This window comes from Mycobacterium sp. E2497 (genome assembly GCF_001668695.1).
In the GTDB taxonomy this organism is placed as follows: domain Bacteria; phylum Actinomycetota; class Actinomycetes; order Mycobacteriales; family Mycobacteriaceae; genus Mycobacterium.
The window spans coordinates 1-12,674 of the sequence record NZ_LZKD01000235.1 but is presented as its reverse complement, the minus strand read 5'-3'; the positions used below and the strand labels follow the sequence as shown (position 1 = coordinate 12,674).

12 protein-coding genes and 1 pseudogene are annotated in these 12,674 nt (G+C 63.9%); 2 read left to right on the top strand and 11 right to left on the bottom strand.

From position 1 onward, the window contains the following. A partial coding sequence (locus A5713_RS29340; RefSeq protein WP_231980599.1) for a hypothetical protein occupies positions 1-273 on the top strand: 273 nt, incomplete at its 5' end. A 378-nt stretch (positions 274-651) separates the two neighbouring features. Continuing rightward, positions 652-1,836, top strand: a complete 1,185-nt coding sequence (locus A5713_RS21900; protein WP_068098354.1) for an iron-containing alcohol dehydrogenase — start codon at positions 652-654, stop codon at positions 1,834-1,836. Between the two features lie 595 nt (positions 1,837-2,431). On the opposite strand, the pseudogene A5713_RS21895 reads toward A5713_RS21900, so the two are convergent. The 11 genes and pseudogenes from A5713_RS21895 to A5713_RS21845 all read right to left on the bottom strand — a co-directional run. Continuing rightward, positions 2,432-3,703 (bottom strand): annotated as a pseudogene (locus A5713_RS21895) (amidohydrolase family protein). Between the two features lie 114 nt (positions 3,704-3,817). Then, the gene (locus tag A5713_RS21890; RefSeq protein ID WP_068098355.1) at positions 3,818-4,354 is read right to left on the bottom strand and encodes a twin-arginine translocation pathway signal; all 537 of its coding nucleotides are present in this window, start codon (positions 4,352-4,354) and stop codon (positions 3,818-3,820) included. Between the two features lie 95 nt (positions 4,355-4,449). After that, positions 4,450-5,268: a hypothetical protein gene (locus A5713_RS21885; RefSeq protein WP_068098353.1), complete on the bottom strand. Its 819-nt coding sequence runs from the start codon at positions 5,266-5,268 to the stop codon at positions 4,450-4,452. Between the two features lie 159 nt (positions 5,269-5,427). Continuing rightward, positions 5,428-5,853: a hypothetical protein gene (locus A5713_RS21880; RefSeq protein ID WP_067926356.1), complete on the bottom strand. Its 426-nt coding sequence runs from the start codon at positions 5,851-5,853 to the stop codon at positions 5,428-5,430. A gap of 28 nt (positions 5,854-5,881) precedes the next feature. Continuing rightward, on the bottom strand, positions 5,882-6,232 hold the full coding sequence (locus tag A5713_RS29335; RefSeq protein ID WP_067926187.1) for a hypothetical protein: 351 nt from the start codon (positions 6,230-6,232) through the stop codon (positions 5,882-5,884). Between the two features lie 100 nt (positions 6,233-6,332). Beyond that, on the bottom strand, positions 6,333-6,854 hold the full coding sequence (locus A5713_RS21870; protein ID WP_067926184.1) for a hypothetical protein: 522 nt from the start codon (positions 6,852-6,854) through the stop codon (positions 6,333-6,335). Next, positions 6,851-8,428 carry an MCE family protein gene (locus A5713_RS21865; protein WP_068098352.1) on the bottom strand — a complete coding sequence of 526 codons (1,578 nt, stop codon included), beginning with the start codon at positions 8,426-8,428 and terminating at the stop codon, positions 6,851-6,853. The genes A5713_RS21870 and A5713_RS21865 overlap by 4 nt, the downstream gene beginning before the upstream one ends. Beyond that, complete coding sequence (locus A5713_RS21860; RefSeq protein ID WP_067926178.1) at positions 8,428-9,675, bottom strand: MCE family protein; 1,248 nt, start codon at positions 9,673-9,675, stop codon at positions 8,428-8,430. Before A5713_RS21860 ends, A5713_RS21865 begins: the two co-directional genes overlap by 1 nt. Further along, on the bottom strand, positions 9,672-11,159 hold the full coding sequence (locus A5713_RS21855; RefSeq protein WP_067926176.1) for an MCE family protein: 1,488 nt from the start codon (positions 11,157-11,159) through the stop codon (positions 9,672-9,674). The genes A5713_RS21860 and A5713_RS21855 overlap by 4 nt, the downstream gene beginning before the upstream one ends. Then, the gene (locus A5713_RS21850; protein WP_067926353.1) at positions 11,159-12,238 is read right to left on the bottom strand and encodes an MCE family protein; all 1,080 of its coding nucleotides are present in this window, start codon (positions 12,236-12,238) and stop codon (positions 11,159-11,161) included. The genes A5713_RS21855 and A5713_RS21850 overlap by 1 nt, the downstream gene beginning before the upstream one ends. Continuing rightward, positions 12,238-12,674, bottom strand: a 437-nt coding sequence (locus A5713_RS21845; protein WP_231980597.1) for an MCE family protein, incomplete at its 5' end; no start/stop codon positions are given. The genes A5713_RS21845 and A5713_RS21850, both read right to left, overlap by 1 nt.

Genomic DNA, 12,674 nt, shown 5'->3' with positions numbered 1-12,674 from the left:
GCCAAAGTCTTTCCAGCACAGCATCAGTCGGACCCGCAACTGCGCGAGGTAGCCGAACGTCATCTGCGCCACCACCCAACTAAACCGGCCGGCGCATCGAAGCTGAAATCGCCTGAAAGACGATACTTTCAAACGCCTCCTGCCAATAGGGGATCGTTGAGGATCAACGCCGACAACCACGCTCCCACCACCGCCGACCCGACACCGACGGCCCTCACGACAACCCGTCTGACATGCGCGCACACCGATCAGAGCCAAGCCGAGCTTGATTAATACTTACTAATTAGTAAAGATAGGCGTAGCGAACGGTGACGATGGAGACAAGACATGCACGCGGTGTCGTACACGAGGACCGGTCCGGCTAGGGCGGTGCTCGGACTGGTAGATCTGCCCGTTCCGGAGCCGGGTGTCGGAGAAGTCCGTGTCCGCATTCATGCTTCCGTCTGGTTCCACATATCAAGGTCGAGCCGCTGCCGGCGAGCACCGCGCAAGCCCACGAAGTCGTCGAGGCCGGGATAGGCGGGGAAACGTGGTCATCGACGTGGTGCCCCCGCTACCCCTGAACGCACAAATCAGACAGTCTCTATCCGCGGCACCGGCATAGCCAGTCCATACCATCGCCGCCGCAAATGGGCGGCCCAGGAGTACACCATGGCACGCACATTTACCGTTCCCAGAGTCGAGGAAATCACCTACGGCCCTGGGTCATTCGACACGCTGAGCGACATCGTCGGCGCGCACGGGGGGCGCCGGCCCGTCGCCATCATGTCGGGATCGTTGGCCGCGACAGAGCTCGGACAAGCGCTTTGGGACCAATTCGGCGCCAACCTCGTCGGCGTCTACGCCAGCGTCCCGCAGCACGTGCCCAGGGCAGCCGTTCTCGAGGCGGCCGCGATGGCACGCGACGGTGGCGCTGACAGCGTGATCAGTATCGGCGGCGGGACCCCCATCGATTGCGCCAAAGCCGTAGCGATGTGCCTGGCAACCGGCATCACGAAACCCGAGGACTTCGACAAATACCGGGTTCGTTTCAGCTATCCCGATGTTTACGACGTCCCTGACATCCCCGGACGCACCATCCCGCATATCGCGGTTCCGACCACGCTGTCCGGCGGGGAACACACAGGGCTGGCCGGGGTCACCGACGAGGTCACCCGCACCAAATGTGCCTACAGCGGGCTAAGCCTCACGCCGAAAGCGGTCATCCTGGATCCCGACGTGGCGGGGCGCACTCCCGCCTGGTTGTGGGCGGCCTCCGGAATTCGTGCCGTCGACCATGCGGTCGAAGGAATCCTTTCAGCGAAGAGCATGCCTATGGCAGATGCTCTCGGCCTCGAGGCACTGCGCCTATTGGCCGCCAACCTCGAGCGCAGCACCAACAACCCCTCTGACACGCAGTCGCGAACCAACTGTCTACTCGCCAGCTGGCTATCGATATTCGGCGCCACCAACGTCGGCATGGGTCTGTCCCACGGGATTGGACACCAACTCGCCGCGCAATTCGACATCACCCACGGCATAACGTCGGCCATCATGTTGCCGCACGTCATGGAGTTCAACGCCGCGCTCACCGCGCCGCAACTGCGCCGCATCGCCGAAGCGCTGGGGCGCGACACACACGACTTAGACGAAGCTTCTGCTGCCCAGCAAGCCATCGCGGCTGTTCGAGACCTCGTTACCCGCCTCGACGTCACCAACACCATCTCGGCAGCAGGAGGCAGCCGCGACGCCCTGCCCGCTTTGGCCGAGCACATCATGGGAGATGCCGCCGTCGCAGCAAGCCGACGACCTGTCAGCAAGGAAGACGTCCTCGCCCTCCTCGACGCGGCATGGTGATGGGCGCTACCCACCGAGTGCCAGTTCTCCGCAACGAGGGGTTCGGGTTCTTCGCCGGCGGCGACCTCGTTCACTTCGCTAACGTGGCGAACTTGGCCGCCGAGCTCAACTAGGTTGCCGGATCGATCGATGAAGTCCACCGACTGCTTACGACGGCGCCGGTTCCCATTGTCACCGTCGTCGACTGCGTAGCCGCCGGCGGCGGAGCCGGACTGCGCTCGTCGGAGACATCGTCATCGGGAATGGGAACCTACAACGACGCGAGCACTTGTAGCTTCCCGGACTGACCGGCGGATTGCGAGCGTTCTACCTTCGGGTTTGCAGAATTCTCAGCAAAATGGCGGACCGGATTTCCTCATCTTGATGGCGGATCCTAGAACCGTACGGTTGCGCCGGGCTGCCCCCATCACCACCTCTGATCCATGGGTCTAAGGCGAAACAGCTGCCGCATAAGGTCTGGGAAGTTGCGCTTGAGTCAAATCTTAGAGTGCCATCTGAACAGCGCGCTTTAGAAGCCCGCTTGCTCCGGTGGAGCGGGTCTAGCCCCAGGCAAGTTTTGTGCACTCGGATCCGAGACTCTCGGATGAGAGTGCGTTTACTGGCGTTGGGGAGCGAGGCGCTTCAACGCGAGTCCGCCCTCGAATGGGCGGTAGCCGAACGCGGCCGGGGCACGGTAGCCGGTGTCGTCAAGGGGCGTATGCACTTCGGCCACGGTCGGCCCGATCTCAGCTGCGATCGGCGCCAGAGCAACGAGGTCGAATCGGTAAAGCCGAGCCGCGTTGTCGGCGAGGATTTTTCGGCACTCGCTTTCTGATCTGTTGTGTAGCGCCCACCGGATGGCCAGCCTCGATTGAGGAGCGAAGCCCTCCTCGTGCGGGTAGTCGCTTCCCCACAGGATGTGGTCCGCACCCATGAAATCGATCATCACTGATTCGAAGGGCGCCAATTCGCTGGCCAGGTAGCAGTTCCGCTGAGCGTACTGACTCGGCGTGAGGGTAAGCCCGTCGACTGAGGAGCCACCGAACATGCCGTACGTGCGGTTGCCGGCTTCGGATTTCATCGTCGGCACCATCGCATCGAGCGTCATCAGTTGCTGCTGCACCCACAGTGTGCCCTGCTCGGTGGGCGCGAACCTTAGCGTGGGGTGACGCTCGAAAACCCCGGCCAGGATGAGATGTCCCAGGCTGCGCTGGGCCCACAGCGCCATTTCCGTGATGAGCACGGCGTTGGATGCCGGCTGATCCATGGGCATTGCCGGACTTCCCGGGCCGCCATGCTGCACGATCGTCAGATCCAGTTCGCTGCACAGCTGCCAAATCGGCTCATATCGAGTGTGGAACAGCGGGGCGACATTGGGGTCGCCCGGCGACACCGGGGGCAGCAGCACTCCACCGAAGCAGCCTTGCTCGTTGCCCCAACGGATTTCGTCCAGCGCGGCATCGACGTCGTTGGGGAATACCTGGATCAGTCCACGCCGGCGTGCGGGCGCCAGCGAACAAAAATCGACCTGCCATCGGTTGTGCGCCTGCACGCCTGCCTAGCGGTGTTCGAACTCTGCTCGGTTCTGGGGCAACGAGATGGTGATGTTGGGCGACGTCGGGAAGAAGGGCGGAACGGTGTTGGGCAGCAACAGCTCCGCTGCAACCCCGTCAGCGTCCATCTCGGAAATACGCAACTCGTGGTGCCAGTTCCGCTTTGCGGTGGCGATGATCAAGTCGTCGAAAGGACTGGCATACGTCTTGGCCCACGCGTCGAAGTCGTCGTGGAAAGTCTTCGGGAGATACGGCTTGTACTCGAGGAGGTCGGCGCCGGCGTGGGTATCGGCAGAAATCACGGTGTAGCGGGACGGGGTCTCAGGGGTGGCCATCAATCATCTCCTCATTGAGAATGCGACACCGGTCATTGTCTCGTGGCCGATAACTTATGCATGATGAATGTTTCGTTCAGCGGAATCAACCCCGTCCGGGGAGCAAGGGTAGTTCTAGATGGGATCGAATGCCGAGATAAGCCAGTTTCCATGGCTTTTGGTCATACTGACCATGACGCTGCTGGCGGTCTGAACCGGCTCAGGTTGATCCTTGCTCGTTGTGGTCTGATCGAGGAAGACCAGCACCCTGGCCGTTTCTGGGCGCAGTTCGCTGATGACCGCGCGCTTGACCGCTGCTTGGGTATTGACGGCTTTCTGCTTGGCTGCTGGTGCCACGATCTGATCGGCGAATTTTCCGTAGTAGGTCAAGAAGTCACCGGTCAGGTGTGACTTTGCGCCAGCCAGGTCGCTTTCCAGTTTGTCGGGTGTGTAGGACAGCAGCGCGACGGTTCCCTCGGTTGCGGCACTGATCACCGCCTTTGCCGCAGCGTCGTTGGTCTGCTGGTCGTGTCGATATTGGCCGAAGTACAGTGTGGCGGTTCCGCCGGCGGCCGCCACCAATAGCAGACCGATGATGAGTAGCGGCCAATGCGATAGTGCGCACCGTATCCGGGTGCGGGGCGTCTTGGCGTTGTGGTCTGCCGGCGGCATTTGATCGTGACCGCAAATGTCCTTGCGTTGGTCCTCGCCGACCGCTGCGGCGGTTAATTCCACGTTGAGGTCGTGGTTTTCGAGCTGCCCGATGGTCATGGGATGAACTCCATGCTTGACATCTTGATTTTCCCGCCGTCTCGGGCCAGTTTGACGCTGAGCCGCCAGGAACGCGGCTGCTCGGGGGCGCCGGCGGTATTGGAGAGCGTGGAGCTGGCGGCAACGGCCACGACTGCGGTGTCCTCGGTCATGGATTCCAGGCACGCGGCTTGCACGGTCGTCTTGGTCGAGACCTTCGCAGTCTGCGCGGCTTTGACGAACTCCGCGGCTGCGCCGCGGAAGTCATCTCTGAACTGGCCGGTCGAGCTGTCGATGATGCGCTGTACGTCGTCTTTGGCGGTGTCGGCGCTAATCGACATCAGAGTGACGACGACTTGTCGTGCGGCGGCTGTGAATTCCGCCGCGCGCTGTTGCTTGCCCAGCAGCTGATCGTGGTGTCGGACCATGACAGCGCTTGCGGCGAGAAGCGCTGCGGTGCAGAGCATCCCGACAGCGGCCACCATTGTGGTCCGTTTCGGGCGGTGGAAGTGTGTCTTCCTCTCCCGTCGGGTCTTGCTACTTCGATTGGGCAGTTCAGTGGCATCGGTGATGTCCGGATCGGCGACGTCATCCGCGGGAGTTGCCGACGTATCGTCGGCGGGGGTCTCAGCGATTTCTGCCGATGCGGTGTCGGTTGCTTCTGTCTGTTGGCGTTGCCGCATGGACTGGACGCGGGCCCGGGCAGCGGCGGCGAGCGCTTCGGCTTCGGCAGCATCTGCCTCCGCTGCCTCGATGAGCTGAGCATCGACGGGCCGCTCTGAGGTGACATCGAGAGGACTCGCGTCCCGTTTCAGGGGCGAATTAGCGGCAGGCATTGCCGTGCTCTCTCCGTTTCCGCCGTGTGCGAGCGAAGCTGGCCGGGCGATTGGTTGATACAAGCGGCTAGTAGCGCACAAGGTAGCGTCGTGCGGCGCGGTCTTGGACCGCAGTTCCCGCTGAGTGAGCATTCACCTCGGCGCCTTCCGAGCGCCGAGTTACCAGTGACGCACCGAACACAATGCGCCTTTGGCGCCGTTGTTGGTGGCCACGACTGTCCCGTCCACGGCGAGTGCGCAGTGAAAGTCCGCCGTGGCCAGCGACGATCCGCTGGTGGCCACGACCATCGCCCATTGATCGGGAGCTGCCAACCAGACGTCCCGGGTCCACCGCGTATCTGGACCCACGTCGGCCTCGACCTTTGGGCTGAAGCGGTAGGGGTCGTGGCTGTATTCGGCCCAGTCGGGTGGATCGGCGTCGCGGAAGTAGATGTCTGCGGTGACGCGGCGCTGCGCGGTAACGGTGTAGGTGACGTGGTGCAGCACCGGCTCGTCAGCGCGGGTAACCGGCGTCGCGGCTGCGACGGTCGCGACGACGATTGTCGCCGCCAGCCCGGCTAGGGACTGCGCGGGACGCCTGAGCATATTGTTCGCCACCGTCACGTGGGGTGATTTAGGTGTCGCCACGAACCCAGCGGGGTGCACCGTCGACAGACAGGCATGTGAGGAACAGGCCATCGGGGGCTTGTGCGACCGAGTTTTCGAAGCCCTCGCAGTTGGAGTTCTCGTCTTTGATTCCCCACATCGAGGGCGAACGGAAGTACCGCGGTTCATAGCGCCGCGGAGATCCGCAGAAGACCAACCGGCCCCACGAGGTGGTGCCGAACACGAAGTGGGTGGTATCCGGGCACGGCGCGCCCAGCACGACACCTCCGGTGATACCCGGGACGCAGGATGGGTTGTCACATGCGGACGGTGCGGCCCACACATGGGGTGTGCAAGCCACAAGGGCCGTCACCGCCATGGCTGCGGGCAGGATCGCTCGCACCGCAAGAGTTTTGAAACGTGGGGATGCGACAAGACCCGCGTGCTGCCGGGGTATGGACAGTTTCATTCTCGACCCCTCACCCCGCCTTGACGAGCTTGAACGGCATGCTGATGAACCACGTCTTACTTCGTCCGCAGGCGCCGCTGACGCCGGTCGTCTCGTCGGCGCCGGTGAGAACGGGCGAGGTTGGATCGACGGCATCTCCGTCGGGGTTGGTGGGAGCGAACCTGAAGACCTGGAATCCCTGAGCCGCGGTTCCGTCCGGGCAGGGCTGCCAGTTGTCGACGATGTGCTTGACGAACCAGACACCGCCGGTTTGATAGATCGGTGCCCGCCAGCCCCAGTCACTGACTACCGTGCCGGTGCATTCGGTGGGATAGCTGCACGTCGTATTGATCGTCCAGATGCTTCGGATGCTGGCCTCATTGTGAAAGATTTCGTTGGTCTTGGCCCACTCCCCGTTGGATGTTGCGGTGTAGGTGCCGTTCAGGCCCCAGTCGCCGGCCGCGCTGCCCGGGGGCGCAGTGCTTAGCGACGCGATCACGACGGCGCCGATGAGGGCTGCGGTCTGGAGACCTGGGTGTGTGCGCCTGCTCATGTGGGGAAGAGGTCTTTCCAGGACCGCGTGCCGGCGTGAGAGACCAGATCCGATTGGCGATATACGGTGCCGTCGGGGGTGGCGTACCGGCCGGTTCGCGGGTCATAGGTTGCGACGGCAACCGATGGGCCGGCCCGCTGGGGTGTGTAGGCACTCGGCGCGGCAGCCGGGGCTGGCCCCGCGGAACCGTCAGGTGGCGGAGCTGAGGCCGGGGCGGGCAGCGGCGAATCCGGCGGGGGCGCGGGCGCGGGGCCGGCCGCTGGCGGCGGCGGGGTGCCCTCGAGTGGTCCGAAGATTTGGTCTCCGAAGGTGACGCGGTCATCGGGTGGGACGCCCTGCGCGACGAGGTTGGGATCGAGGGGGTAGGGACCCAGGACGTGTTGGCGGATCGCCAACGGCTCGAAAGGTTTGTCGCTGTTGCAGATTTCGACCGTGGGCGCGCGCTTGCCGGGATGGCCCATGCACGGGTAGTTCCGGGCGCCGCGCACCCCAATGGGTGAATCCTGCGGCAGTTTGCAGTACAGGCCGTCGGGAGTGTCGATCACCGTGGTGTCCTCTGGTGACCGCCACGACGACGGCGGCAAGAACCCGACCGTGCAGGCGGGCGGGTCACCGATGGTGAGGGTGAAGTCGCCCAGGGAGTATCCGGTGGGATTGTTCTTGGGTGCGCCGTAGGACTGAGTGGAGGCGATGGTGGGCGGCAGCAACACCAGCAGCTGCTCGAGGGAGGGGTGATACGTGACACCGACCTGGCCCAGCGTGGTGAGGTTCGCCAGGAGCATCGGCAGCGTCGGCTTGACCTGGTTGAACAGGCGTGACGCCTCATCGGCGGCGCTTGGTGCCGCCCGCAGCAGAGTCCGGGTGTGGGCGTCGTCGGTGACCAGTTGTTGGCTGATGCCGGCGAGGCTGCGTGCCCACGTGCGGATGGCGTCGCCAGATTGCGCCTGGCCGTCGAGCAGGGGCCGGCTGTCGTCGATGAGGGTGCGTGACCGCTCGGCGTTGGCGTTGGCGTCGCCGATGAGTTGTGACGAGGAGTCCAGCAGCGACCCGACGTCGTACCCGGATCCGTTGAAGGCCTTGAACGTTTCGTCGAGCAGGCCGCTGATCTTGGTCTTGGGGACGCTGTTGATCAGTGCGCTGACCTGATCCAGCATCGGTCCGACGGCCTGTGGGATCGAGGTACGTGCTGCGGGAATGACGGAGCCGTCGTGTAGGTAAGGTCCGGCCGCCGTCGCTGGCTGCAGGTCCACATATTGCTCTCCGACCGCCGACACGCTGAGCACCTCTGCGCGCAGATCCGCCGGGATTTTCGGGTTGGTGTTCAGCGACAGTGTGGCCACGGCGCCAGCGCGGGTGGGCCGCACGTCGGTGACTTTTCCGACCTCCACTCCTCGATAGGTCACGTTGGAAAACGGGTAGAGTCCGCCGGTGCCCGGCAATTCCAGCGTGACGCGCATGCGGCCGACGCCCAGCAGGGTGGGCACTTGCAGGTATTCGACGATCATCACGGTCATCCCGATGACCGACGCGATGGTGAAGATGGTCAGCTGAATTCGGACGAAGCGCGTCAACATCAGCGGTCCCCCACATCCTGTGGCACGAAGTCGGTCGGCGCCGGGATCGGTGGCTGGCTGAGCTGTTGGGTGGTCACCGGGGCGCCGGCTGGCGTTGGCGGACCGGCCATGGGCGGCGTGGCCACCGCGTTGGGCGGGGCCGTGAGGGGGGCGTTGAGCGGATCCTTGGTGAAGGTGGCATACCAGGGGTCTCCCGGAGCGGGCACCAGCGTGGCTCCTTCCTGCCCCCATCGTGTGCCCAGCAGCAGTCCCCTCTTCAGCCGCGGGATGGTGAAGTCGAAGGTGATGAACTCGTTCAAATAGTCGCCCCGGATCGCGCGGTCAATAAAGTTCTGCGGGTAGGGGTAGGCCGGCACGAAGGCCAAGACGGTGTCCAGGCTGGGGCCGACGTCGGCGAGTGCGCGCACCGTCGGCTCCAGGTTTTTCAGGTTGGCGACCAGATCGGCGTGCGTGGCATTGATCAAACCTGTGGCGGTGTTGCTGAACACCCGGAATTTCTCCAGCGCGGTCGTGATCCTGGGCCGCTCTTTGATCAGAACGTCCAGTGCGGGCGGAATCCGTTGCAGTGCTTGGGTTATGACGCCGCTCTGTCCGGCCAGGGTGCCGGCCAGGGTGTTCAACGCCGCGATGGATGCGTTGATGTCATCACGCTGGGAATCCAAAACACCGACGAAGTCGTTCAAATGCGTCAGCAGATCGCGGATCTTGTCCTCGCGCCCGCCCAGTGCCGCGTTGAACTCGTTGATGAGGCCTCCGACCTTGCCCAGTCCCCCACCGTTGACGACAACTGACAGCGAGGACAGGGTCTGCTCGGTGGACGGATAGGTCGAGGAGCGTTGCAGACCGATGGTCGCCCCGGGTGCGAGCCTGCCGGCCGCGGGCACGCCCGGTGGGGGGTTCAGTTCCAGGTGCATCGAGCCCAACAGACTTGTCTGGCCGATCCTGGCGATAGCGTTGGCCGGCACCACGGCGTCGGGACGCACCGAGATATCCACGTCGGCGTGCCAGTCGCGCAGCGTCATCTTGCCCACGCTGCCAACGACGACGTCGTTGATCATGACCGGCGAATTAGATTCCAGCGTACCGACGTTAGCGATTTGAACGTGGTAGGTCACCGCATCCTGGCCGTGTCCGACAGTGCCGGGCAGAGGCAGTGAATTGAGACCATCGAAGGCGCATCCGGTTGCCGTCAACGCCACCCATGACGCGATCGCTGCGAGACGACGCGTTGATCGCGATCCGGTCATGGTGTGCCTCCGGCGGGCTGCGGTGCGGCCGGCAGCGGTGGCTGCGGACCAGCCGGCAGCAGCATGTCCTGCAGGTTGGCCGGGCCGGGGGCCGCTGGGGCTGGCCGGGGCACTCCCGGTGGGATTGGCGCGCGGGGGAACAGCGCTGGCGAAGGGTCCGCGGGTAATCCGTTGGGGGCGTAGATTCCCGGGGGACCCGGCGGCAATTCCCATCCCGGAGGGGGTGGTATGTCGCCCGCGCCGGTGTACGCCGACACCGCGGGTGGATCGGTCGGGATGGGGGGGACTCCGCCCGGCCCGCCGGGCATCAGGTTCGGATCCGAGTAGACGAGGTTGTCCGGGCTCGGCGATTTGGCCAGATAGGCATTGAACGGGATCGGCAGGTAGTTGAAGTTGATCAAACGCAGTGCGGGGCCGAGGTATTGGGCGCACAGCTTCGCCGTCTCGGACGCGGTGGCATTCTTGACCGCGCCGATCGCCGAGCACACCAGTGCCACCGGATTGGCGAAGTTCGACATGGCGAAGGCTCCTCGTGCCGTTCCGGAGTCCGGGCTGTAGATGTTGTACCCGTTGGCGATTGCGTTGGGCGCCACGTGCAGGAGGTTTTCCACCGCCATGCGGTTGTCGGCGAGGTTTTTCGTCACGTTGGCCAGTCGTTGAATCTGCTCTGCGGTCTGGTCTCTGCTTCCGGCGATGAATCGGCGCACCTCGCCGACCGCCGAGGACAGGTTGGTAAGCGCGGCGTCCAGGTCTGACCGGTTGCCGTCCACGACGCTGCTCACCGTGGCGAGGCGGTCTTGGAATTCGACGATCTGGACGTTGCTGTCGCGCAGCGCGGTAACGAAGATCTGGAGATTTTTGATGATATCGACGATGTTGCCGCTACCGCCGGCGAGGATGCGCCCAACTTGAGACAGCTCGGTGATTGTCCGCCTGAGCTTGTCGCCGTTGCCGGCCATGGCATTGGCTGCGCTGTCGATAAAGTGCCCGAGCGAGCTGGTGGAAAGGCCGCTTGCGGGACCTAATTCGGTGGCCAGCCGCATCAGTTGCGTTTTGACCTGATCCCACTCGACGGGCACCGCGGTTCGCTCCACGCCGATCACCGCCCCATCGGCCATCGTCGGACCGCCGGTTCCCGCGGCTTCGTACGCGGGGGTCAGCTGCACATACCGTGCCGCCACCAGGTTCTGTGCCACTATTACGGCCTTGGCGTCGGCCGGGATCGGCACATCACGGTCGACGGCCAGTGTCATCTTGGCCTGGGTCCCTTGGGGTTCGATGGACTTGATGGTGCCCACCTTGACCCCCACCACGCGTACCTCGTCGCCGGGGTAGATGGCGGTCGCGGAGCTGAAGTATGCGGTAATCATCTTGGGCCCGAAGACCTCGGCATGTACCACGAAGGCCGTTCCCGCAGCGACAAGTCCCACCAATGTCACCAGTAGCGCCTTGGTGTACCACGCCTTGTTCGCCCCGGTCGCCATCATCGTCCTCCGGGAATGCCGTTGTGCGGCCAGGGGAATTCCGCGCGCGGGCCGGCATTGTCGGGTGGTTGACCCGCATTGACGCCTCGCCGGAATCCGAACGCGTAGTCCAGGAACGGTTGCAGGGCCTGCGCCGGGATCAGATTGCCGACGAATGCGTTGTAATAGAAGCCGTTGTTGACCGATTCACCTTGGGTTACTTGGTATTTGGCGAGTCCGACGATCGCCTTGGCGATGTTGTCGCGGTTTTTCTCCAGCATCGCGGTGACCGAGTTGAGTTTGGTCAGCGTGGGTGCCAGTTCTTTCTCGTTGTCTGCCACCATGCCCGAGAGTTGCTGGGCCAGCGCCGAGGTGTTGGCCAGCAGGTTGACGATCGCGTAGCGACGCTGGTTCAGAACTCCGAGCAGGTCGTTGGCATTGAGCAACATGGTGTTGACCTGCTGGCTGCGTTCCGACAGGATGCCGGTGACGTCGGCGGCGCTTTTGAGCAGATGGGCCAGCGATTCATTCCTGCTGTTCAACGATTGCGACAGTCTGCTCAGGCCGTCGAACGTGGGCCCCAGTCGTGGTGTGATCCGCTCGATCGTCTCGGCCAAGGTGTCCAGGGATGCGTTGAGCGCGCCGGTGTCGGTCGCGGCGGTGTTGGCGGTGAAGTCGCTGACGGCGTCGGTCAGGGAGTATGGGGAGGACGTCCGATGTACCGGGATGACATCGGAGGCGTGCATGCGGCCGGTGCCTGCGGGCTCCAAGGCCAGCATCCGCGCACCCAGCAGGGTACCCGTCCTGATGTGGGCCGTCGTGCTCGATCCCAGGTGCACCTTGGCGTCGAGGCTAAACGTCACCAATGCTTTGCCATGGCTGAGCGTGACGTCGGAGACCGTTCCCATTTTCACGCCCGACACTCGGACGTCGTTGCCTGCAGTTAGGCCTCCGGCCTCGGTGAACAGCGCCTGGTACCGAATGGAGGTGGCCATCGACAACAGCTGTTGGGGGTGCAGGCCGATGATGATGACTAGCGTGACCAGCACGAACGCGATGAATCCGGCCCGGATAAGTTGTGCGCCGCGATATTTCAGCATCAGGGTTCCCCGCATCGTCCGGTGTTTTGGGTGATCCACGGGAAGACGGCCGTGCGGCCCTGAAGGTCGGTGACGCGAATGGAGATGCCGCACAGGTACTGGTTGATGAAGCTTCCGTAGGCGCCCAGCCGCACGAGCTTGCGGTAGTTTTCTGGAGCCTTCTGCAGCGCGAGGTCCAGCCGCGCCTTGTCATTGTCGAGCAGCGGAGCGAGCCGATTGAGTTGGTCGACGGTGCCGGCCAGCGGCGGACGGGCCTGGGTAAGCAGGTCGGCTAATGATGCGGTTCCCTTGTCGAGCGCGGTGATGGCGTCTCCGATCGGATCGCGGTCGGCCGACAAGTCGGTGATGAGCCGCTCGAGGCGCTCGACCGTCGCCGAGAATTTGCTGCCGTCCTTGGCCACCGTGGCGACCACCTCGTTGAGATTGTCGATCAATC